Below are 22036 nucleotides of genomic sequence, written 5' to 3'. Positions count from 1 at the left end.
GATTGCATGGGACATGTTGCTATTCATTTAATAGAGGCCTAATAAAAAGGGACTGCACTGCGCAGTCCCTTTGTGTTTCCCTATCTGCCATACGGACTGATTGGTTTAACGCATAAGTAGCTTCAGGCTCCAGGGTGATTTGCTCCAAGCGGTAGCTTCTTCGTCCAGCAAACGGGCTGACTGAGGATAGGTCCGCATCCAGCCGTCAGGCGTGCTCAGGCGCAACTCTGTACCGACTCGTTTGAGCGCAATGCCCTGCATGTCCGGGTTGCGCCGCGTATGACACAGCAGCACGGCAAGGCGCAGAGCGATCAGGGGCAAAGCCACTTGCGGATCGTCTATGACGGCTTCGAGTTTGCGCAGCTTGCCTTGGTGGCCTAGCACTAGCTGGCATATGCGCTCGCGCAGCTCCGGCTCCCAAGTGGCTTGGCTGCAATGCTCGGTAATGTAAGCGCCGTGGCGGTGATAGTTGCTCAGCGCTACGCGCATGCCCACTTCATGCATCTGCGCTGCAATGTCCAGCGCTTTGCTTGCCAGAGGCGAGGGCGCAGCGGGCTGTATCTGTTGCAGCAACTCGCGGGCTACGCGCTGCACGCGCTGTGCATGGGCTTCGTCCACGCCAAAATCTTGCTGCAGGCCGCTGATTTCAGCGGCTTCCTTGTCAGCAGGGGGCTCATGATCCAGCAAATCATGCAAAGCGCCTTGGCGCAGCGCCCCTTGTGCGACTTCTAACTCAGTAATGCCCAGTAAGTCCACCACGGCCATCATCACGCTGATGCCGCCTGCCACAACGGCGCGGCGGTCTTCTTTGAGGCCGGGCAGGCGCAGCTTGTCGATGTGGCCTAACTCAAGCAACTGCGAATAAAGGTGGTGCAGCTTGGCTGGCGTAATCACGCGCCCATCAAGACCTTGCGCGGTGAGTGCATCGGCCACTGCATTGGCCGTGCCGGACGAGGCATATGCGCAGTCCCAAGCGGTGCCGGGGTAGGCTAGCTGGGCTTGGGCCAATGTCTGCTTGGCGGCGGCTATTGCGGTTTGAAAGTTGGCTTTGCTCAGTACACCATCGCTGAAGTAGTGCGAGCTCCAAGAGACGCTACCCAGTGCAAACGATGCGACTTGCAGGGCTTGGCTGTGCTGGCCGATGATGATTTCGGTGGAGCGCCCACCAATGTCAATCACCAAGCGCTTTTGCTGGCTTGGGGGCAGGGAACTGGCCACGCCGCGGTAGATTAGCCTTGCTTCTTCTTCGCCGCTGATGACTTCAATGGGAAAGCCCAGTAACTCGCTGCCGCGATCTACAAACTCTTGGGCGTTGATGGCTTCGCGCAAGGTTTGGGTGGCAACGGCGCGCACTTGTGATGCGTTCAAGCCTGTCAGGCGTTCGCCAAAACGGGCTAGGCATTCCCAGCCGCGTTCCATGGCTTCGCGTGAGAGTTCATGGCGTGTGTTCAGCCCATTGCCTTGGCGCACGGTTTCTTTAAGGTATTCCACACGCTCAATGCGCTGGTGCGAGCCGATGCGGCCAATCTCGAGGCGAAAGCTATTGGAGCCAAGGTCTACGGCTGCAAGCAGTGATTCAGGGGCCATTTCAGCGCCAATCCATATGTTGTTCTAAGGGGTAGGCGAAGGTGTCTTTGCGCCGCGCCTAAAGTTCTGCAATATGCAGTACTGGCGCTGATCTGGCTCGCTTTCGGTGCTGTTCAACCTCTGTCAAGTCAGGTATTCGCCAGCCATTTCTTTGCTAGTGTCGCAATTTTCTTATGCTTTTACTTGAAGACAAGGAAATGAAGTTTGCGAATCGCGGATGACGATCACGTGACACGAAGAGCAATTATTTCACTCTGCGGTTTGGTGAGATATTTGTGTCACAACGCTGTCATAAAAGGTTTTTAAAGTTCACTCCATCGAATCTTTCAACCCTAAGAGGTCGTTTCATGAAGTTGTCCTTGATTCACGTTCTGGTGGCTGGTGCTTTGTCTGTAGGTGGTCTGGCCCAAGCCAGCCAAGAAGCCACTGGTGCTGGTGCAAGCTTCCCCGCACCTCTGTACTCCAAGTGGGCTGCTGATTACCACAAGGCCACTGGTGTTAAGGTGAACTTCCAGTCCGTGGGCTCCAGCGCTGGCGTCAAGCAGATCGAAGCCAAGACGGTAGATTTCGGTGCTTCCGATGAACCGCTTAAAGATGAAGATCTGGCCAAAAAAGGTCTGGTTCAGTTCCCCACCGTGATCGGCGGCATTGTGCCTGTGGTCAACATCAAGGGTGTGACTCCGGGTCAGCTCAAGCTGTCTGGTCAAGTCTTGGGCGACATCTATCTGGGCAAGATTACCAAGTGGAACGATGCCGCCATCACGGCGCTGAACCCCGGGGTGGCTTTGCCTAATGCAACCATCGCCCCGGTGCGCCGCGCTGATGGCTCGGGTACTACTTTTGGCTTCACTAATTACCTCTCCAAGGTGAACGCTGAGTGGAAGGAAAAAGTCGGCGAAGGCAAGGCGGTGAACTGGCCTACAGGCGCTGGCGGCAAGGGTAATGAAGGCGTCGCCGCTTTCGTTGGCCGCCTGCCCAACTCCATCGGCTACGTTGAGTACGCCTATGTAAAGCAAAACAAGATGAATTTTGCGCAGCTGCAAAACAAGGATGGCGTTTACGTCTCTCCTGATGACGAAACTTTCAAAGCTGCAGCTGCTGGCGCTGATTGGGCCAAGAGCTTCTACCAAATCTTGACCAACCAACCCGGCAAGAATGCTTGGCCTATCACTTCGGCTACTTTCATTCTGATGCACAAGTCGCAAGACAAGCCTGCTCAGGCCGCTGCTTCGCTGAAGTTCTTTGAATGGACCTTCAAGCAAGGTGACAAGACGGCTGCAGATCTGGACTATGTGCCTATGCCTGAAGCGGTGAAGTCGGTGATTTACAAGTCTTGGAACGATATCAAGGACACTTCCGGTAAGGCTGTTGTTCAGTAATTGCTACAGTAATTACTCTAGTCATGCATGAGTGGTGAGGTGTCGTTCCGGACGGCACCTTCGCCGCTTTTTTCAACCTTTTGCGAATAAAGGCGCCCACGTGTCAACTACGTCGCCCTCTAGCTCGCTGACTGCTTCTACAGATGCAGCCAAGCGACGCTCTCCTTCTCCGCCACGTGCACCGATGATGTCGGGTCGCCTGGCGGATCGTCTGTTTGGTGTTCTCGCACGCGGCGCAGCGCTTTTGACGCTGGCGCTGCTTGTGGCCATCATGGGCTCGTTATTTGTGGGCGCCTGGCCTGCCATTCATAAATATGGCTTGGGCTTTTTGACCAGTAGCGTCTGGGATCCCGTGCAGGACCAGTACGGCGGCTTGGTCATGATTTACGGCACGCTGGCGACATCTGCCATCGCGCTTTTGATTGCAGTGCCTGTGAGCTTTGGCATTGCCCTGTTTCTGACGGAGCTCTCGCCCGCTTGGCTCAAGCGCCCGCTGGGTACGGCGATTGAGCTGCTGGCTGCGGTTCCCTCCATTGTTTACGGCATGTGGGGCCTGATGGTGTTTGGGCCCGTGCTCGCCACCTATGTGCAGCAGCCTTTGCAAGAGCTGCTGACCGGCGTGCCCTATCTGGGCGCTTTTGTGTCTGGCCCACCTGTGGGTATCGGCATTTTGTCGGCCGGCATTATTTTGGCCATCATGATCATTCCCTTCATTGCATCGGTGATGCGTGATGTGTTTGAAGTCACGCCTGCGCTGCTCAAAGAGTCTGCTTATGGTTTGGGCTCAACGACTTGGGAAGTGGTCTGGAAAGTGGTGCTGCCCTATACCAAGACGGGTGTGCTGGGCGGTGTGATGTTGGGTCTGGGCCGTGCTTTGGGCGAGACCATGGCCGTCACTTTTGTGATCGGTAATATGAATCAGCTCAACTCGCTGTCTGTGTTTGAGGCTGCTAACAGCATCACCTCTGCACTGGCCAATGAGTTTGCTGAAGCGGGCGAAGGCTTGCATCAGGCATCGCTGATCTATCTGGGTCTGGTGCTGTTCTTCATCACCTTCATCGTGCTGACCATGTCCAAGCTGCTGCTCAGTCGCCTGAAAAAGAATGAAGGAGCCCGCGCATGAGTTCGACCTCTTCAAAAATGATCAGCGCAGCAGACCTCGCTGCTGCGCGCCAAGCCAAGTACGACAAGCGAAAGCGCCTTAATCAGGTGGCGTTGGTGATGTCCTTGGCCGCCATGATGTTTGGCGTCTTCTGGCTGGTTTGGATTCTGTGGGAAACCGTGCGTCAGGGCTTGGGCGGCCTGAGCATTGCTCTGTTCACGCAGATGACGCCACCGCCCAATGATGAGGGCGGCATCGCCAACGCCATCTGGGGCTCTTTGATGATGGTGACGCTGGCCACGTTTGTGGGCACACCCATTGGCGTCATGGCCGGTGTCTATCTGGCTGAGTACGACAATAAAAGCTGGCTGGCCAGTACAACCCGCTTTGTGAACGACATCTTGCTGTCGGCTCCTTCCATTGTGATCGGCCTGTTTGTCTACACCGTGGTGGTGATGCGCCTCAAGAGCTTCTCCGGTATCGCAGGTGTGATTGCGCTGGCGCTGATTGTGATTCCAGTGGTCATCCGTACCACAGAAAACATGCTGGTGCTGGTGCCTGCAAGCTTGCGTGAAGCGGCCTACGCGCTGGGCACGCCCAAGTGGAAGGTCATCATCATGGTCACGCTGCGCGCTGCGCGCGCCGGTGTGATTACCGGTGTACTGCTGGCCGTGGCCCGTATTGCCGGTGAAACAGCACCTTTGCTGTTTACCGCGCTGAACAACCAGTTCTGGAATGCCGACATGACCAAGCCCATGGCTAGTCTGCCGGTCACTATCTTTAAATTTGCGATGAGCCCGTATGAGAACTGGCAGCAACTGGCCTGGGCCGGCGTGCTACTCATCACGGTCGCTGTGCTGGGTCTCAATATCCTGGCGCGTTACATCACTCGCCAAAAATAATTCGAAAGTTCTCGATCATGACTGCAACTATTGCTCCCGCCAATATCAAGCTGGCTGTGCGCGACCTGAACTTCTATTACGGCAAGTTTCACGCGCTCAAAAACATCAATCTCGACATTCCCGAAAAAAAGGTCACGGCCTTTATTGGCCCGTCGGGCTGTGGCAAGTCCACCTTGCTGCGTACCTTTAACCGCATGTTCGAGCTGTACCCCGAGCAGCGCGCCGAAGGCCAAATTTTGCTGGACGGCGACAACCTGCTGACCAGCAAGCAGGATGTGGCGCTGATTCGTGCCAAGGTTGGCATGGTGTTCCAGAAGCCAACGCCGTTCCCCATGTCCATCTACGACAACATTGCCTTTGGCGTGAAGTTGTTTGAAAGCCTGAACTCCTCAGACATGGATGAGCGCGTGGAATGGGCGCTGCGCAAGGCCGCGCTGTGGAACGAAGTCAAAGACAAGCTGCAGCAAAGCGGCTCGGGTCTGTCGGGTGGTCAGCAGCAGCGTCTGTGCATTGCACGCGGCATTGCGATCAAACCTGAGGTGTTATTGCTCGACGAGCCATGCTCGGCACTGGACCCTATCTCTACAGCCAAGATTGAAGAGCTGATTGCTGAGTTAAAGGATGACTACACCGTCGTCATCGTGACTCACAACATGCAGCAGGCCGCGCGTTGCAGTGACTACACGGCGTACATGTATTTGGGTGACTTGATGGAGTTCGGTGAAACCGAAAAAATGTTCTTCAAGCCCGAGCGCAAGGAAACGGAAGACTACATCACAGGCCGATTTGGTTAAGAGCGGCTAACACAACCCAGTAAACCGAAGGTTTGCGTTTGAGGCGAGGCGCGAAGCCGCAGGCAGTACACGAGTACGACAAGGCAAAGCAACGACGTATCAAGGGTGGTGTTAGCGGCTCTAAGAGCCAAAGGCGCTAAAGAAGACTTCGTAAAGCTGAGAAGGATTAGAGCAATGATAGAAAAACATTTGTCCACCCAGTTCGACGCGGAACTCAACCGCGTCTCGGCCCGCGTCATGGAGCTTGGCGGGCTGGTCGAGTCACAGATCCGCAATGCCGTCTATGCGCTGACCAGCTTCAGTACCGATGCGGTGGAGCTGGTCATTAGCACCGAGCAGCGCGTTAACGCGATGGAAGTGGAGATTGATCAGGAACTATCTTCCATCATTGCCCGCCGCCAGCCGACGGCGCGTGATTTGCGTCTGTTAATTGCGTTCTCCAAGTCCACTGCCAATTTGGAGCGCATGGGCGACGAGGCCTGCAAGATGGCCCGCATGGTCAAGTCCATCATTGACAGCGGCGCAGCGCGCTCGCTGCCCAGTGGTGAGCTGCGCGTAGCGGCCCAAATGGCTTCGGAGTTGCTTCGCAAGACGCTTGATGCCTTTGCCCGCTTAGATACCAAGGCTGCGGTCGCAATTTTGAAAGAAGACGACCTGATCGACGAAGAGTTTGACGGCTTTGTGCGCAAGCTCATCACGTACATGATGGAAGACCCGCGCACCATCTCCGCCAGTCTGGACTTGCTCTTTCTTGCCAAGGCCATTGAGCGCATTGGCGACCACTCCAAAAACGTGGCAGAGCTGATCATCTACCTGGTCGAGGGCAAAGACGTTCGCCACCAGACCATGGCCGAAATCGAATCGGCAGTGCTGTAAGCAGGAGGCAAGTCCCGGATGAAGAAGTTGCCCATGGTTCTCATCGTTGAGGACGAACCTGCAATTGCAGAGCTAATTGCAGTCAACCTGAGGCATAACGGTTTTCAGCCCGTGTGGGCTGAAGATGGTGTTTCGGCCCAGCGCGAGCTGGATGCGGTGCTGCCTGATGTGATCCTGCTTGATTGGATGCTGCCCGGTGCCAGCGGCCTGTCTTTGGCGCGCAAGTGGCGCTCTGATAGTCGCACTAAGGCTGTGCCGATTTTGATGCTGACTGCCCGCGGCGATGAGCCTGACAAAGTGGCCGGTTTGGATGCGGGCGCGGATGACTACATCACCAAGCCTTTTTCCACGCAGGAACTACTTGCCCGTATTCGTGCTGTGCTGCGTCGCCGTGCGCCAGAGCAGGCTTTAGACAAGGTCACTATCGGAGAGTTGGTGCTTGACGCTGCCACCCACCGCGTGAGCTGGCAGGGTGAGTTGCTGAAAATTGGTCCCACAGAGTTCAAGCTGCTGAGCTATTTCATGAAGCATCCCGAACGCGTGCATAGCCGTGCGCAACTGCTTGATAAGGTTTGGGGTGACCATGTCTTTATTGAAGAGCGAACTGTAGATGTGCACGTGAAGCGCCTGCGCGAGTCGCTGGGTGTGGCCGGTGCGCTGATTGAAACTGTACGTGGTGCAGGTTACCGCTTCAGCGCGCAGGCGCTAACCTGAGAGCGTTTTGCGCTGCATTTTTGCAGCGCTTTTTAGCAAGCTTTGGCCAAACATCACCAAAGAGAGTAAATATGGGCTGGCGTGCTTTTCGATTATTGGCCTCTCAAATTGCTGTAGCTATGGCGGTTTGGGCCATCTGGGTCTATTTCCTCCACCCAGAGGCTTCGCCGGCCCAGCAAGCGATTGTTGCGTTGGCGGCTGCTTGCTTAGGTGGCTGGATTTGGTGGCTGGTGGATAGCTTCAATGCTGCGCGGCTGCTGCGCTGGTTGCGCCAGCCAGAGCTGGGCGCCGCGCCTGATTTGGCAGGTGTTTGGGGCGAAGCGGGAGTGCGCATGCGCCGTTGGATTCGTCATGGCGAGCAGCAGGTGCACCAAGGTGAGCAGCGCCTCAATGATATTTTGTCCGCCCTGCAGGCTAGCCCCAATGGGGTGGTGTTTCTTGACGAGCAGGGGCGTATTGAGTGGTGTAACCAGATATCGTCCAAGCAATTTGGCTTTGATGCCCAGCGCGATGTCTTGCAAAACATTGGCAACTTGGTGCGCGACCCTCAGTTCAACGCCTATTTTGCAGCGCATGATTTCACCCATGATCTGGTGATGCATGGCCGAGAAAGCACGCCTTCACGCCCTGTGCGCTTGTCTGTGCAGATCTATGGCTATGGTGAAGGGCGCAAGCTGCTGCTGTCACGTGATGTGACGGCGCTTGAGCAGGCTGAGGCCATGCGTCGTGACTTTGTGGCCAATGTTTCGCATGAAATTCGCACGCCACTCACAGTCTTGGCAGGCTTTGTGGAAACACTGCAAAACCTACCGTTGGAGGAGGAAGAGCGCAGCCGCTATTTGGCGCTGATGGCTCAGCAGGCCGAGCGTATGCGGCATCTGGTTGAAGACTTGCTCACGCTCTCGCGTTTGGAAGGAGGCCCGCCGCCCAGCAACAGCGATTGGGTCTCAGTCGCAGACCTGCTCGTACGTTGTGAGAACGAAGCGCGTGGACTGTCGAATACCTTGACACGCAAGCAGGCGAGACCGCATGTGCTGAATTTTCCCGATGCTGCACAGCTCAAGCAACTGGGTGAAGTGGCGGGGGCAAGTGCTGAGTTGCATAGCGCCATTTCCAACCTGTTGAGTAATGCCATGCGCTACACCCCTGCGGGCGGAAAAATTGATGTGAACTGGCAGGTTTTGGGCGATGGGACGGCTCGTTTCGCCGTCAAGGACTCAGGCCCGGGTATTGACGCCAAACATGTCTCGCGCCTGACTGAGCGCTTTTACCGGGTGGACCGCAGCCGTTCGCGCGATACCGGGGGCACGGGGCTAGGATTGGCCATCGTCAAGCATGTGCTGCAGCGTCACGGCGCCAAACTCACGATTGAGAGCGAAGTAGGCAAGGGCTCGGAGTTCTCTGTGACTTTCCCGGCCACGCGTGTGCGCGTTAGCGCTGATGCCGCAGCGCCATCGCTGGCTCGGTTAGCGCAGCGGCGCTGTGTTTATTGAGCGCTTTGTGGTGATGGTTCAGGCTCTCTAATCACTTTGAACAGCATGCTGCTGAAGGCAATCGCGGTCACAAGTAAAGCCACTGCGCTGCAAATCCAAAACGGCATGGGAGTGGCTTGCCAGCCTTGCCAAGCGGGGCCGCCCTGCCATTCGTAGGTGAGCCAGTAACCTGCGCCCAGACCTCCGCCCCAGAGTAATACGCAGTAAATGATTAGTGGGGCGACGGTTACGCGGTAGCAGCGCAGCACAAAAATACAATAGGTCTGTACGCAGTCGGCCACGTGGTAAGCCGCTACTGAGATGAGTAGCCATGAGGTCAGTGCCAGCACCTTGGGTGAGTCTGTGTAGATATCTGCAATCCAGCTTCGTGCTATTAAAAGAGTAGCTCCTAGTCCAATGCCGATAATGACTGAAAGCTTAAAACATTGAATAATGAGTTTGCGGGCCTGTGCTTCATCGTCCGCGCCGCGCCAGTAGCTGATGCGGGCGCTGGCGGCAATGCCCAGCGATAGCGGCACCATGTAAAGAATGGCAGCAAGGTTGGCTGCAATTTGGTGGCTGGCCGATGAAAGCGAGCCTTGGCGGGCGACGTAAAGTGCCATCAGGGTAAAGGAAGTGACTTCCACCAAAATCGCCAGTCCTGCAGGCACGCCGAGGCGGGAGAAGTATCCCAGCTGCTTCCAGTCCGGCCGCTCTAGCTTGACCCAGAGTGCTAGCGGTCTATAAAAATCTTGCGTGCGTACGAGCCACAACGCCGTGGCAAACATGGCGTAGTTCACGAGTAGGGTAGCCAGTGCGCAGCCTACGACCCCCATAGGCTCAAGCCCCAAGCCCCCAAAGGTGAACCAGATGGACAGCGGAATTTTGATCAGCAAAGAAATCAACTGCAGCCAAGTCACTAATTTTGGGTGCCCCAGGGCTTGATTGAGGGCGCTGTAAATGCGAAATAGCAGCGCTGGCGGCAAACCCCAGGCTAAAACGGCCAGGTAGCGTTTGACCTCATGCTGCACAGCCTCAGGTACATCGGTCCAGCGCAGCAGGGCATCCGGTGCAAGCAGCACCGCCATGCCAAGCATGCAAGCGAGCGCGCACAAATACATGGATTGGCGCAAAGAGCGGCCAATCGCCTTTGGCTGACCTGCTCCTCGCTGCTCTGACCACAGAGGCAGGAGCGCCTGAAAAATACCCATCAGTGAGGCATAGACGCTGACAAAAATAGCAGAGCCTACGGACAGTGCGGCCAGTGCATCGTTGGAGTAGCGGCTGGCCACAATGGTGTCTGTGGTGCCAAAGGCCATCACGGCGAGTTGCCCGGCTAGTACCGTGCCCGCATGCCGGCTGATGTGCCGAAGCTCTGCCTTCATCGCGCGGCAGAGGCGTCTGCGCGCTTGAGCAAAATGAGGATTTCCTTGCGCCCGCTTAAGCGCGTGATGCGGCTGACTTCATGCCAGCCTTGACGCAGCTTGATGTTGTGATCGCCTGCCCAGCGGTCTGCATCGACTAAAGCCCAGTCACACTCACTAGCCGGGTTGTGGCGCAGCATAGCTGTGTCTACATGGGTGTAGTAGCGCACAGCAGATATTTGGGCGCGGCCTAAGCCGTAGGTCAGCACGCAAGTAGGGGACTGATTTTTTTGTAGCTCAGCGGCCAGCTGCGACATCTGAAACTCATAGCTGCGGGCATGATCCAGCGGGGCAATCCAGAGGGTGGATAGCAGCACCCAGCTGAGTGTGGCGCCGCCAGCGGGCAGCACCAGACTTTTCCAGATGGCAGCGCGATTGCGAGATGTACGCCAGATGACCAAAACAAACCAGCTAGCGGTGGCGATGAGTGCAATCAGGACGGTAATCCATGAAATTCTCGCTTCAAATTGAGGAGCTAGTCGTGCAATATTGGCGGCGATCTTGGGCGGATATCCGGTCTGAAATGCCAGCCAAACCACCCAGATAGCAACTGCGGATACGGTGAAGAAGATCAGCGTAAACCAATCAATCAGCGCGCTAATGCTGCGGCGGAAGGTGGGTAGTGCAAAGGCGGCCAGCGTAGCAATGGCAGGAAGACCTAGCAGCAGTGCACGGTCGGCCGGCGTGCTACTCAGGCAGGCAGCGACGGGTACTGCTGCAAATAGCAGTGCGATGGAAAGGTGAGAGTTGCTGCGAGGAAATGCAATCTGACGGCGCCAGACCCACAGTGTCCACAAAGCCAGCGGCCAGGCGGGCCAGCAAAACCACAGCAGTAGCTGTAACAGTCCACTCAGATCACTGACGGAGTCCACCAGATGCCAGACCCACTGGTCAAGCGCGGTGGTCAGCATCGCGGCCAAAATGGTTGAAACAAGCCATGCTGCCGCCCAAATGCGTGCCTGTCGGTGTGCGCGGCCGCGGCTGTCGCCCCAGCTGTGCTGGGTGAAGGCAATCAGGCTACCGCCTAAGCCAAACAGCACGGCCATGGTCGGTGCGCCGCTCAAAGCCAAACCCAGCAGGCCGACGATGAGTGCAATGGCCGATTTGTTGGGGTGGTAAGCCATGGCGGCTGCCGCAAAGAACACCAGCGCGGTGCAGCCTAGTTGGGTGACGTAGCTGGTTGTCTCGTGCGAAAGCTGAGCCAGACCAAGGCAGGCGACTAGAGCCAGCAAGGCTGCATCGGCCATAGCCCGGGAGTAGTCAATCAGCGTAGCCTCACCGCCAAAGGCAAAGCTTACGGGCTGTGCGCCGGGGGTGCGGGCCAAGTAATAAGCGCCCCACCAGGTGGCACCCAACGTCAGAACTAATAAGGCAATAAAAGGCAGGCGTGAGGCCATCTCAGGGCCCATCAACCACCCAAAGCCTTGCATCGACAGTGCGCCTAGCCAATAAGGCAGCAGCCCATCCATGCTGGGGGAGAGGCCGGAAAGCTTGGGCGCTAGCCAACTGGTGTGACCTAGGGACAGCTCTCGCATGAAGCCAAAGGCCTCCATATCATTGGAGCGCCATGGGCCGCGCATGATAAAGCCGGGGATGACGTAGGCCAGGCACAGCAAAAGCAGGGCCCAGCGAGGCAGGCGGCGTACAGCGCTTTGGGCAACGATGGCGGGGGTGGGCTGGTTCACGCAATCAATCCGGTAGCGGCGGTGCAAAGTGGCACGGCCAAATCAGGCGGTAGCGCTTAAAGATAAAGCGCAGGGTGCTCCGATGATAGGAGCGTTGAGGGGCTTTGGGGTATGCCTCAAAAGAAAAGGCAGCACGGTTGCCCGAGCTGCCTTTGTCAGCGAAAAAGTAAAAATTACTTCTTGCCGAAGCGGTTGCGGAACTTCTCCACGCGACCACCCATGTTGTCCACCGACTTTTGTGTGCCAGTGTAGAAAGGGTGCGATTCGGAAGAGGTTTCCAGCTTGAACAGCGGGTATTCCTTACCTTCGAAGGTTTCTGTTTCCTTGGCGTTTGCGCACGAACGTGTCACAAACTTGAAACCGTTAGACATGTCCACGAACAGAACTTCGCGGTAGTTAGGGTGAATGCCTTCTTTCATGATCTTCCTTTGGTCAAGTGCGGTAGCCGTGCCTGACCTGCTACAACCCTTGTAGCAGTCGTTAATCAAGCGTACTTTCCGCAATAGAAACAGCCCACCATTATAACGTGGCGGGCTTTCTAAGTTTAATACAAGCTAAAGCCCATATATAACGCTATGTATGGCAAGCGATTAACCGCCGCGACGCATCATGTCGAAGAATTCGACGTTGTTCTTCGTCGCCTTCATGTTCTTGATCATCAGCTCCATAGATTCGATCTCGTCCATGTTGTACATGAACTGACGCAGAATGCGCGTCTTTTGCAGAATCTCAGGCGCCAGCAGCAGCTCTTCGCGGCGTGTGCCGCTCTTATTGAGCTCAATGGCTGGGAACACGCGCTTTTCATAAAGGCGGCGGTTCAGGTGCAGTTCGCTGTTGCCGGTGCCCTTGAATTCTTCAAAGATCACTTCGTCCATACGGCTGCCGGTATCGACCAATGCCGTAGCAATGATGGTCAACGAGCCGCCTTCTTCCACCTTGCGGGCGGCACCGAAGAAGCGCTTGGGGCGCTGCAAAGCGTTAGAGTCCACACCGCCAGACAGCACCTTGCCCGACGAAGGCACGATGTTGTTATAGGCACGGGCCAGACGAGTAATGGAGTCCATCAAGATGACCACATCTTTGCCCAATTCCACTAGACGTTTGGCGCGCTCAATCACCATTTCGGCGACATGCACGTGGCGAGTAGCGGGTTCGTCAAAAGTCGAGGCAATGATTTCGCCCTTGACCGAGCGCTGCATTTCCGTCACTTCTTCAGGGCGCTCGTCCACCAGCAGCACCATCATGTGAACATCTGGATGATTGGCTGTGATGGCATGGGCAATGCCTTGCATCATCATGGTTTTGCCGCTCTTGGGCGGCGCCACGATCAGGGCACGCTGGCCACGGCCGATGGGGGCAATGATGTCGATGATGCGGCCGGTGATGTTTTCTTCGCCCTTGATGTCGCGTTCGAGGCGCATCTGTTCTTTGGGGAACAGGGGAGTCAAATTCTCGAACATCACCTTGTGTTTGTTCGATTCGGGCGAGTTGCCGTTGACCTTGTCGAGCTTGGTCAGGGCAAAGTAACGCTCGCCATCCTTGGGGATGCGAACTTCGCCTTCAATCATGTCACCAGTGTGCAGATTGAAGCGGCGAACTTGGCTGGGGGAGATATAGATATCGTCCGTGCTGGCCGTGTAACTCGTATCGGGGCTGCGCAGGAAGCCAAAGCCATCGGGCAAAATTTCGAGCACGCCATCGGCAAACACTTGTTCGCCTGCTTTTGCGCGCTTTTTGATGATGGCGAACATCAGCTCTTGCTTGCGCATGCGACCGACGTTTTCGATCTCAAGCGCTTCGGCCTGCTTCAAGACTTCAGACACGTGCTGTGCCTTGAGTTCATTAAGGTGCATGAATTGACTCCGAGGGTGGAGTGAGAATAACCAGGGGGGAGGCGTTGAGCCTAACGAAACACTGTGAAAGTGGGCAGGCTTGCCTGAAGAAAAATCCAGCGCGGTCCCATGCGGTTGCCGGCGGTTCAATCATTATGACAGGAAAAGCGGCGCAACTTGCAAGCTTTTTATGCAGGGTGTGTTTGTCTGCGGCCTGCGTTAGGCGATATGCAGATCAAAAAAGCAAGCTTAAAAACAAACAGGGCTTCAAATGAAGCCCTGTTGGTAGAGAACATTAGATGTGCTGATCGATGAATGCCGACAGCTGAGTCTTGTTCAAAGCACCCACCTTGGTGGCGGCCAGTTGGCCGTCTTTGAACATCATCAAGGTAGGTATGCCGCGAATACCAAACTTGGCAGGAATTTCGCGGTTTTCGTCCACGTTCATCTTGGCGATCACGACCTTACCTTTATAGCTTTCAGCTACATCGTCCAAGATGGGGGCAATCATCTTGCAGGGGCCGCACCATTCAGCCCAATAGTCCACCAACACGGTAGTGCCGGGTTGCAATACGTCAGATTCAAAGCTTGCATCAGTGATGTGCTTGACCAATTCGCTAGCCATTTGTAGTCCTAGTTTTTTGAATCAAAAAAGGTCGGTGGTATATCCACCTGATGCTTTGATTGTGACAGAAACTCATCTCCTGCTTTCGGGTGTGGCGGTTGTTTGCAGCTATGGCGTTAATAGTGCCTGTCTTATCGCAGAAATACCTGCGGTGGTATTCTGCGCAGCCTTTGGTAGTCCGGTGGCTGCCTCTTGAATTAGGTAATAGAAGTATGAGTCTCTCGGATACGTTGTTGAGCAATCCTGATGTGGTCTGTGATGTGGCTGTAGTGGGTGCAGGTCCTGCAGGCCTGATGGTGGCTGAACAGCTCGCTAAGGCAGGTTTGGTTGTGCATGTTTTTGAGACCAAGGCCTCTGCTGCACGTAAATTTCTCATTGCTGGGCGCGGGGGGCTGAATCTCACGCACTCTGAAGAGTTCTCGAGCTTTGTCACCCGTTATGGTGCTCGTGCTGCGGAATTGACTCCGTGGTTGCAAAACTGGGGTGCCGATGAAGTGAAGGATTGGGCTAAAGGCTTGGGTATTGATACCTTTGTCGGGACATCCGGCCGTGTATTCCCCAAAGATATGAAGGCTGCGCCTTTGCTGCGTGCATGGTTGGTGCGCATGAAAGCTCAAGGGGTGAAATTTCATATGCGCCACCGTTGGCTGGGTTGGGGTACGGATGAAAAGCCCGTATTCCAAGGTGAAGAAGCCAAGGTTAAGGTGGATTGCAAGGCTTTGGTGCTTGCCACCGGTGGCGCAAGCTGGGCGCGTCTGGGCTCAGATGGCGCATGGGCTGCATTGCTTCAGGGCAAGGGTGTAGAGCTTGCACCGCTGCAAGCTGCAAATTGTGGCTTTGATATAGGTGGGGCGCAGGGGCGTGCTGCCGGCTGGAGCGACGTGTTTGCTCAGCGTTTTGCTGGTCAGCCTATCAAGCCAGTCGTTTTGAAATTCACAGACGATCAAGGTGCTAGTTTTGTACGCCAAGGTGAGTTTGTGGCAACGCAGACTGGCGTAGAGGGCAGTTTGATTTATGCCGTCTCATCCATGCTGCGGGACTGTATTGCCCGCCAAGGTCATGCGACATTCGAGCTGGATTTGCTGCCGCAATTCAGTGCAGAGCGCGTGCTGCAAGAGGTAAAGCATCCACGTGGCTCACGGAGCCTTAGCAGCCACCTTAAGGGTCGATTGGGTCTGGATGGCATCAAAGCTGGTCTTCTCTATGAAGTGCTGGGTAAAGATGAAATGGCTGATTCGGCACGCCTTGCTGCAACGATCAAGTCACTGCCTTTGACCGTTGTTGCAACGCGCCCTCTTGATGAAGCGATCAGCACGGCAGGTGGTGTTCGTCTTGAGGCGCTGGATGAGCAAGGCATGTGCAAGGCGCTTCCAGGTGTGTTTTGCGCTGGTGAAATGCTGGACTGGGAAGCATCTACAGGTGGTTATCTGTTGACCGCTTGCATGTCGTCGGGCGTGCATATCGCCGCTGGCGTGGTGAAATTCTTGCAAAGCAAGTAATTTTTTGAAGGTGTTTTGCCTAGGGTGCCGCATTCAATTTTTAAGAGTGCAATTGTCGTGAGAAAGGTTATTCTTGCTTTAACTAGCAAATAACAGGCGGCATTCATGCCGCTCACGACAAGAGGGCACCCTAAATGCTCAAGCGCGCGCTTGAATCGCTCAAACAGCCTTCACTACGGCTGACCATCATTGGTATTGTTCTTTTAGTTCTGCTGCCAACGCTTGGCGTGGTTTTAGTGACCTTGTTCAATGCCGGGAAGTCATTTCAAGAGGCAACCACGCGCCAATTGCAGGAGACGGCTAGGACGGTGGCGCGTTCTACTGCCAATGAGCTTGAGCTGACTTCAAGCGTTTTATTGAGCCTTGCAGAACTTCATTCCGGTAGTGAGCCGCTTAGCCGAAGAGGTGCTGCTACCTTTGCCAATGGCACTTACGAGATCTACCAGCTCAGTGGTAAAGAGGGGAGCTGGCAGTTTCTAGGAGCGAGACCGGATCAGGTTGGAATTCAAAATCTTGCGCTGCAAGCGGCTCAAACCGGTCGTCCTCAAATCTCGGATATTGTGGATTCGGATGACAGCAGCAAGCCGTACAAATTGGCCTTTGCGGTTCCGAAAATCAGTGGATCTTCTCATACACAGGTGACCGTACTCATCACCACTCCCGCTGACTTAATCCATTCGCTTTATAAAAATAACGAGACTAATTTATCCGTCATATTGGCGATTGTGGATAGCACGGGGCGTATTTTGGGACGTTCAGTCAATGGCGAGCAGTTTTTAGGTAAGAAAACACCTGATTGGAATTTGCTGAAAGAAAGTGGTACTGATAGCGGTTTTTTTAAGGCGCGCACCCTAGAGGGGCGTCAGATCATGTTTGCTTTTCAGCGCATTAGCGGAACTCCTGGATGGGTGGCGGTTGTGGGTGAGGCCGCATCCAGCTTTGAGGAGCGCTGGCAGCGGCCTATCAAAACCATGCTGATTGCATCTGTGGCGGCAGTGTTGCTTGCTTTTGTGCTCGCTTTAACGCTTGCTCAGCGTGCCATGAAGCCGATTCGTCATCTGGCCGCACGTGCTCGGCGCATTGCAAGTGGTCAAGCAACTCAATCGCCAAGTATTGGTGACGATATTCCGCCCTCGTTTGTGGCTGAGTTTGAGACCTTGAGGCTGAGTCTGGATGAGGCTGACAAAGTGCTCAATCGCAGTCTTGAAGAGAGCCGCAGTGCTGAGAAGTGGGCGCAGGAGAATAACGCAGTACTCCGAGCGGCTGAGCGGCAAGCAAAGTTGGGCCATTGGTCATTAGATGTGAGGACTGGAACGCTTACGTCTTCCGAAATGCTTTCGGTGCTTTATGGCGATGAATCTGAGCCCAGTGATATGCCCATTCAAGCGCTGGATGATCGGCTGGTTCCTGAAAGTGCAAGGCGCATTGATGTGGCGATGACGCAATGCGTTGAAACAGGCGAGCCCTATGCGATGGAGATTGAGCACCGAAGGGCTGATGGCAGTACTTTTGCGGCTTATGTTCAAGGATCGCCAGTCAAAGATGCTGATGGCCGTGTTGTCAAAATAGTCGGCATCATGCAGGACATCAGCGAGCGCAAAGAGCAGCATGAGCGCTTGGTGGCTTTGGCTGATAACCTGCCTTCAGGGGTAATTTTTCGAATTGAGCGTGATTCAAGCCAGCATTTAAAGCTCGCATTTTTGAGTGCGGGTCTTGAGACCTTAACGGGCCTGCCTTCCAGCGAAATTTTGCAAAATCCGCGCAAATTGTTGGCTGCCGTGCCAGCGGCCGCATCGGAGCGCTTGCAGGTGGTCATGCGCAATTCAAATGCGGCTGGAAAGGTCGTGGATGAAATATTTCCACTGCAAACCGCCTATGGGCAGAGTATTTGGATTCATCTACGAGCGGCATTGCGGATTACAGGTGTGGAATCTGCCGTATGGGATGGGATTGCCCGTGATGTGACTGCGGAGCGAGAGGCTGCAAATGCTTTGCGTGAAGCAAAAGAGGCGGCTGAAGCGGCTGAGCATGCCAAAAGTGATTTTTTGGCCACCATGAGTCATGAAATTCGCACGCCCATGAACTCCGTCATTGGCATGGCGCGCTTGGCCATGCGCACAGACTTGAACCCCAAACAGCGCAATTACTTGGAGAAGATCAACGAGTCGGCAAATGTGCTGCTGGGCATCATTAACGACATTCTGGACTTCTCAAAAATAGAAGCAGGTGGTCTAGAGCTGGAACGCGTTCCAGTGCGGTTGGAGTCAGTGCTTGAGACTGTTTCCTCAGTCACCACATTGCGTGCTGAGGAAAAGGGCTTGGAAATTACCTATGCTGTGGCGCCAGAAACGCCGAGCATGCTTAAGGGGGACGCACTAAGGCTGGGGCAGGTCATTACCAATTTGGTTGGCAATGCCATCAAATTTACGGAGCAGGGCGATGTCGTCGTCTCTGTGAGCCCCATTTGGGATGAGTCGCGCTTGAGTCGTAAATTGTTGTTTTCGGTGCGTGATTCGGGCATCGGCATGACTGCTGAACAAGTGAAAAGTCTCTTTACCCCATTTACGCAAGCACAGTCAGATATTTCTCGTCGATATGGCGGCACGGGCCTGGGTTTGGCTATTTCCAAGCGCCTTGTCACGATGATGGGTGGCGAAATTTGGGTGGAAAGCGAGTTGGATCAGGGGAGTACTTTCTTCTTTACGATGATGTGGGTGGAGGCAGAGCGCGAGACTGTTGACTTTAGTGCGCGCAATCAGTTGGCGCTCAACCTGAAGGGGCGCCGTATTCTGGTGGTAGATGACAACGCTAGTGCCCGTGCAGCGCTCGTAGAGATGGTGCGCGGCTTTGGCATGCAGGTAGTTGATGTCGATAGCGGTATGGCTGCGCTTGAGCTGCTTCGTGCCGATGTCGGCCGTGGTAGCACTTTTGATATCGTGCTGCTCGACTGGCGCATGCCGGGTATGGATGGCTTGGAAACTGCGCGCCATATCCAGGCTGATGCGGCCTTGGGAGGTATGCCGGCCGTGCTGATGGTGACAGCCTACGGGCAAGATGCCATGCTGCAGGCCAGTGCTGGCATGGGTTTGCAAGCCGTGCTGCTCAAGCCGGTGACTCAATCGCTCATGTTTAACACCTTGCTCGGGGTGTTTTCTGGCTCAGAAGGTGTTCAGCAGTCCCGCTCTACCTATGTCCCAAGCGATGTGACTGCTTATGCGGGCTTGCGTGGTAAGCGGGTGCTCGTGACGGATGACAATGCTTTGAATCGTGAGGTGGCTACGGATTTTCTTGAATGCGTAGGTGTCCATGTGTTGACGGCGGTGAATGGGCGTGATGCTATTGCTCAGCTAGAACAGCATGACGTGGATGCCGTTTTGATGGACATTCACATGCCTGAGATGAATGGGCTTGAAGCAGCCAAGCAAATTCGCCGTCAAGGCCGCTGGGCTCAACTTCCCATCATCGCTTTGACAGCGCAAGCTCGCGGCGAAGACCAGCAACTCAGTCGTGAGGCGGGCATGAATGCACACTTGACCAAGCCGATTGATGAAGTGCTGCTCTACAGTACTTTGCTGCAACTTTGCAGTGCTCAAAAAGAAGTCGCTCAGGGCGGGGTGCTTGCGAGAAATGGTCAGGCGGCTGGAGTTTCTGCAGCGCAAATGTTTCCGCGACTCCCATCTTCGCCCAAACGCAAGGCTGAGCTATTGCGTGGCTTTTTGAAAGACTTTGACTCTTTTCCGGATCTATTTGAGCAGTTGTTGTTGGCCGAGCGCTGGCAAGATTTGGCTGAGCTGGTTCATCAAATCAAGGGTAGCGCCAGTTATCTGGATGCGGCGCAACTGTGCGCGCTGGCTAACGTCATCGAGCGAGCTGGGCATGATGGTAATGGCGATGTGGTTCGCAATCAGGCAGCGCCGTTTTTACGCTTGGTGCACGAGTGTTTGGCACAGGTCCGTAAAGTATTGCAGCGGCTTGATATGTCTAATGAAGTGACAGCAAGTGCGGCAATAAGCGCGGATTCGCTAGCGCTGTTAGATCGCTTGATTCCCTTGGTAAGCCGTGGAGACTTTGCTGCTCGGCAACTTCTCGAGCAGCTGATTCAGGGGGGGCAGCATGTTTGTGGCTAGGTCAGGCCCAAGCAGCGCTAGATGCGTTTGATGATCTGGAGCTTGATGCAGCGCAGCAACTGCTGTTGGCATTGCGAACTCAGCTACACCAAGCCCATGCTCTATAAATTTGTAGGCTAACACTTACAATATTTTTTGGAATTTTGTTGCAAATTTGAGAGTAGTAAAGGCGTTTTTGGGGAGCGTTTTAAGCAAGAAGCCATCCTACGTGTGGAACTCTTGCTATGGGACAGATATTCGACCTTGAACTCATTACGCTGGTGGTATTACTAGATAGATGGGTGGGATGAGCGAACTAATCGTTGCACAAGGAGGCTGACATGTTCTTCGGCAAGCTTTTTGGCTTTGGGCGCTCTGAGCCGCGCTATATCCGCCGTACGCGTGCCTACCTACAAGAGGCCCGTATGGCGGTGCTTGAGCACACGATTGCAGCAGAGCATTACCAATCTTCCGCGCAAATGTATGCAGAGCGCGCGACAAGACTGGAAGAAGAGTTGCATGCGTGGGAGCAGGGTGATCATCATGTGCCAGCTGTTCCCCATCACTATGCGTATCCGACGCGGGCAGTACCTAAGGCTGTGGGCGTAGATTCAGTGCCTGTGGGCGGGGTCGTTCGCGCTGCTTAGCGAGTTAGATAAAGCGTTGCTCATAGCCCCGCTAAAAAAGAAAAAAGCCTGTATGCAAACATACAGGCTTTTTATTTTGGCTCCTCAACCTGGGCTCGAACCAGGGACCTACGGATTAACAGTCCGGCGCTCTACCAACTGAGCTATTGAGGAAGATGTTGGCTAATGCGCTGATGTGATCAACGGCATTGAAATTTGGCTCCTCAACCTGGGCTCGAACCAGGGACCTACGGATTAACAGTCCGGCGCTCTACCAACTGAGCTATTGAGGAAAATGTTGGCTAATGCGCTGATGTGATCAACGGCATTGAAATTTGGCTCCTCAACCTGGGCTCGAACCAGGGACCTACGGATTAACAGTCCGGCGCTCTACCAACTGAGCTATTGAGGAAAATGTGGGCTAATGCGTTGATGTGCTCAACGGCATTGAAATTTTGGCTCCTCAACCTGGGCTCGAACCAGGGACCTACGGATTAACAGTCCGGCGCTCTACCAACTGAGCTATTGAGGAATATGTTGGCTAATGCGTTGACGTGATCAACGACATTGAAATTCTTGGCTCCTCAACCTGGGCTCGAACCAGGGACCTACGGATTAACAGTCCGGCGCTCTACCAACTGAGCTATTGAGGAAGAAGACCTAGATTATAGGACGTAAAAAGTAGCTCGAAAGAAGTTCGCCAGAATTTCACCAAATTCTCTACGCTTGTCCTCATTTATGGCCGCACTTTAGATGCTCGGCGGAGGTGGCGCTATGCTTTTAAGTGTTCGCTACAAAAATGTAGTTGTTTGCTTTTTCAATACGGAGCGCGTAAGTGGCGGCTTGATGGCTTGCTGCACGTGGTGCTGAGATGACGGTTCGCACAATTTTAAAAATGGGTGACCCCCGCTTGCTGCAGGTGGCAAAGCCTGTCACTGAATTTGATACGGATGCCTTGCATCTGCTACTTAAAGATTTGCTGGACACCATGCATGCCGCCAGCGGCGCGGGCTTGGCAGCGCCACAGATTGGTGTGGACTTACAGGTGGTGGTGTTTGGCTCGGGTCAGCCCAATCCCCGTTACCCCGATGCGCCGATTGTGCCGATCACGGTGTTGATTAATCCTGTGATTGAGCCCATTGGTGAGCAGGAGCAATCGGATTGGGAAGGCTGCCTGTCCGTTCCGGGGATGCGCGGGATGGTGCCGCGCTGGAACGCGGTGCGTTACACGGGCTTTGATATCTATGGCGACCCCATCGATCGCACAGTGGAGGGTTTTCATGCGCGTGTGGTTCAGCATGAGTGCGATCACCTCTGGGGCAAGCTCTACCTGATGCGAGTGCGTGACTTTAGCCAGTTTGGCTTTACCGAGGTGCTGTTTCCCGGCATAGCTGCAACAGAGGACGACTGAAA

At 54.8% G+C, this 22036-nt stretch carries 17 protein-coding genes and 5 tRNA genes; 11 read left to right on the top strand and 11 right to left on the bottom strand.

Annotated elements, in window-relative coordinates; genetic code table 11:
* Positions 1-105: 105 nt before the first annotated feature.
* Positions 106-1587 (bottom strand): Ppx/GppA phosphatase family protein, encoded by a 1482-nt coding sequence (locus tag KUF54_RS09005; RefSeq protein WP_219342447.1) that lies wholly within the window; start codon positions 1585-1587, stop codon positions 106-108.
* 347 nt (positions 1588-1934) lie between these two features.
* Between KUF54_RS09005 and pstS the strand changes: the two genes are divergently transcribed.
* The 7 genes from pstS (at position 1935) to phoR (ending at position 8847) form a co-directional block, all read left to right on the top strand.
* A complete protein-coding gene (gene pstS, locus KUF54_RS09000; protein ID WP_219342446.1) occupies positions 1935-2966 on the top strand; it encodes a phosphate ABC transporter substrate-binding protein PstS in 1032 nt (343 codons plus the stop codon).
* A gap of 184 nt (positions 2967-3150) precedes the next feature.
* The gene (gene pstC, locus KUF54_RS08995) at positions 3151-4089 is read left to right on the top strand and encodes a phosphate ABC transporter permease subunit PstC (protein ID WP_219346340.1); all 939 of its coding nucleotides are present in this window, start codon (positions 3151-3153) and stop codon (positions 4087-4089) included.
* Positions 4086-4970: a phosphate ABC transporter permease PstA gene (pstA, locus tag KUF54_RS08990; RefSeq protein ID WP_219342445.1), complete on the top strand. Its 885-nt coding sequence runs from the start codon at positions 4086-4088 to the stop codon at positions 4968-4970. Before pstC ends, pstA begins: the two co-directional genes overlap by 4 nt.
* 17 nt (positions 4971-4987) lie before the next feature.
* A complete protein-coding gene (pstB, locus tag KUF54_RS08985) occupies positions 4988-5764 on the top strand; it encodes a phosphate ABC transporter ATP-binding protein PstB (protein WP_219342444.1) in 777 nt (258 codons plus the stop codon).
* Between the two features lie 174 nt (positions 5765-5938).
* Positions 5939-6640 carry a phosphate signaling complex protein PhoU gene (phoU, locus tag KUF54_RS08980; protein WP_219342443.1) on the top strand — a complete coding sequence of 234 codons (702 nt, stop codon included), beginning with the start codon at positions 5939-5941 and terminating at the stop codon, positions 6638-6640.
* Between the two features lie 18 nt (positions 6641-6658).
* The gene (gene phoB / locus KUF54_RS08975; RefSeq protein ID WP_219342442.1) at positions 6659-7354 is read left to right on the top strand and encodes a phosphate regulon transcriptional regulator PhoB; all 696 of its coding nucleotides are present in this window, start codon (positions 6659-6661) and stop codon (positions 7352-7354) included.
* A 71-nt stretch (positions 7355-7425) separates the two neighbouring features.
* Positions 7426-8847, top strand: coding sequence for a phosphate regulon sensor histidine kinase PhoR (gene phoR, locus KUF54_RS08970; RefSeq protein ID WP_219342441.1), 1422 nt, complete (start codon positions 7426-7428; stop codon positions 8845-8847).
* On the opposite strand, the gene KUF54_RS08965 is transcribed toward phoR, so the two are convergent.
* The 5 genes from KUF54_RS08965 to trxA all read right to left on the bottom strand — a co-directional run bounded on the left by KUF54_RS08965 (position 8841) and on the right by trxA (position 14392).
* Positions 8841-10211, bottom strand: a complete 1371-nt coding sequence (locus KUF54_RS08965; protein ID WP_219342440.1) for an MATE family efflux transporter — start codon at positions 10209-10211, stop codon at positions 8841-8843. The two genes, phoR and KUF54_RS08965, sit on opposite strands and share 7 nt — an antisense overlap.
* The gene (locus tag KUF54_RS08960) at positions 10208-11935 is read right to left on the bottom strand and encodes a hypothetical protein (RefSeq protein ID WP_219342439.1); all 1728 of its coding nucleotides are present in this window, start codon (positions 11933-11935) and stop codon (positions 10208-10210) included. Before KUF54_RS08960 ends, KUF54_RS08965 begins: the two co-directional genes overlap by 4 nt.
* A 173-nt stretch (positions 11936-12108) precedes the next feature.
* Complete coding sequence (locus KUF54_RS08955) at positions 12109-12354, bottom strand: type B 50S ribosomal protein L31 (RefSeq protein ID WP_219342438.1); 246 nt, start codon at positions 12352-12354, stop codon at positions 12109-12111.
* A 171-nt stretch (positions 12355-12525) separates the two neighbouring features.
* On the bottom strand, positions 12526-13788 hold the full coding sequence (rho, locus tag KUF54_RS08950; protein ID WP_219342437.1) for a transcription termination factor Rho: 1263 nt from the start codon (positions 13786-13788) through the stop codon (positions 12526-12528).
* A 274-nt stretch (positions 13789-14062) separates the two neighbouring features.
* The gene (trxA, locus tag KUF54_RS08945) at positions 14063-14392 is read right to left on the bottom strand and encodes a thioredoxin TrxA (protein ID WP_219342436.1); all 330 of its coding nucleotides are present in this window, start codon (positions 14390-14392) and stop codon (positions 14063-14065) included.
* A 212-nt stretch (positions 14393-14604) separates the two neighbouring features.
* On the opposite strand from trxA, the gene KUF54_RS08940 reads away from it, so the two are divergent.
* From KUF54_RS08940 to KUF54_RS08930, 3 genes are all read left to right on the top strand, one after another.
* Entirely contained in the window at positions 14605-15891 is a 1287-nt protein-coding gene (locus KUF54_RS08940) for a TIGR03862 family flavoprotein (RefSeq protein ID WP_219342434.1), read from the top strand.
* 134 nt (positions 15892-16025) lie between these two features.
* Positions 16026-20018, top strand: coding sequence for a response regulator (locus tag KUF54_RS08935; RefSeq protein ID WP_219342433.1), 3993 nt, complete (start codon positions 16026-16028; stop codon positions 20016-20018).
* Positions 20019-20338: 320 nt separating this feature from the next.
* On the top strand, positions 20339-20644 hold the full coding sequence (locus KUF54_RS08930) for a hypothetical protein (RefSeq protein ID WP_219342432.1): 306 nt from the start codon (positions 20339-20341) through the stop codon (positions 20642-20644).
* Between the two features lie 77 nt (positions 20645-20721).
* Here the strand turns inward: KUF54_RS08930 and KUF54_RS08925 are convergent.
* The 5 genes from KUF54_RS08925 to KUF54_RS08905 form a co-directional block, all read right to left on the bottom strand.
* Positions 20722-20797: transfer RNA gene (locus tag KUF54_RS08925), tRNA-Asn, on the bottom strand.
* A gap of 43 nt (positions 20798-20840) precedes the next feature.
* Positions 20841-20916: transfer RNA gene (locus KUF54_RS08920), tRNA-Asn, on the bottom strand.
* 43 nt (positions 20917-20959) lie between these two features.
* Positions 20960-21035, bottom strand: a tRNA-Asn gene (locus tag KUF54_RS08915).
* Positions 21036-21079: 44 nt separating this feature from the next.
* A tRNA-Asn gene (locus KUF54_RS08910) sits at positions 21080-21155 on the bottom strand.
* Between the two features lie 45 nt (positions 21156-21200).
* Positions 21201-21276: transfer RNA gene (locus KUF54_RS08905), tRNA-Asn, on the bottom strand.
* A 218-nt stretch (positions 21277-21494) separates the two neighbouring features.
* Here KUF54_RS08905 and def point away from each other — a divergent pair.
* Positions 21495-22034: a peptide deformylase gene (gene def, locus KUF54_RS08900; protein ID WP_219342431.1), complete on the top strand. Its 540-nt coding sequence runs from the start codon at positions 21495-21497 to the stop codon at positions 22032-22034.
* The last annotated feature ends 2 nt before the right edge of the window (positions 22035-22036 follow it).

It is taken from the genome of Comamonas sp. Y33R10-2 (genome assembly GCF_019355935.1).
In the GTDB taxonomy this organism is placed as follows: domain Bacteria; phylum Pseudomonadota; class Gammaproteobacteria; order Burkholderiales; family Burkholderiaceae_C; genus Comamonas.
The sequence above is the reverse complement of the archived record's forward strand: the minus strand, read 5'-3'. Positions and strand labels throughout refer to the sequence as shown.

Coding starts and splice junctions, on each gene's coding strand:
- KUF54_RS09005 (WP_219342447.1), bottom strand. CDS start 1,587: ATGGCCCCTGAATCACTGCTTGCAGCCGTAGACCTTGGCTCCAATAGC.
- pstS (WP_219342446.1), top strand. CDS start 1,935: ATGAAGTTGTCCTTGATTCACGTTCTGGTGGCTGGTGCTTTGTCTGTA.
- pstC (WP_219346340.1), top strand. CDS start 3,151: ATGATGTCGGGTCGCCTGGCGGATCGTCTGTTTGGTGTTCTCGCACGC.
- pstA (WP_219342445.1), top strand. CDS start 4,086: ATGAGTTCGACCTCTTCAAAAATGATCAGCGCAGCAGACCTCGCTGCT.
- pstB (WP_219342444.1), top strand. CDS start 4,988: ATGACTGCAACTATTGCTCCCGCCAATATCAAGCTGGCTGTGCGCGAC.
- phoU (WP_219342443.1), top strand. CDS start 5,939: ATGATAGAAAAACATTTGTCCACCCAGTTCGACGCGGAACTCAACCGC.
- phoB (WP_219342442.1), top strand. CDS start 6,659: ATGAAGAAGTTGCCCATGGTTCTCATCGTTGAGGACGAACCTGCAATT.
- phoR (WP_219342441.1), top strand. CDS start 7,426: ATGGGCTGGCGTGCTTTTCGATTATTGGCCTCTCAAATTGCTGTAGCT.
- KUF54_RS08965 (WP_219342440.1), bottom strand. CDS start 10,211: ATGAAGGCAGAGCTTCGGCACATCAGCCGGCATGCGGGCACGGTACTA.
- KUF54_RS08955 (WP_219342438.1), bottom strand. CDS start 12,354: ATGAAAGAAGGCATTCACCCTAACTACCGCGAAGTTCTGTTCGTGGAC.
- rho (WP_219342437.1), bottom strand. CDS start 13,788: ATGCACCTTAATGAACTCAAGGCACAGCACGTGTCTGAAGTCTTGAAG.
- trxA (WP_219342436.1), bottom strand. CDS start 14,392: ATGGCTAGCGAATTGGTCAAGCACATCACTGATGCAAGCTTTGAATCT.
- KUF54_RS08940 (WP_219342434.1), top strand. CDS start 14,605: ATGAGTCTCTCGGATACGTTGTTGAGCAATCCTGATGTGGTCTGTGAT.
- KUF54_RS08935 (WP_219342433.1), top strand. CDS start 16,026: ATGCTCAAGCGCGCGCTTGAATCGCTCAAACAGCCTTCACTACGGCTG.
- KUF54_RS08930 (WP_219342432.1), top strand. CDS start 20,339: ATGTTCTTCGGCAAGCTTTTTGGCTTTGGGCGCTCTGAGCCGCGCTAT.
- def (WP_219342431.1), top strand. CDS start 21,495: ATGACGGTTCGCACAATTTTAAAAATGGGTGACCCCCGCTTGCTGCAG.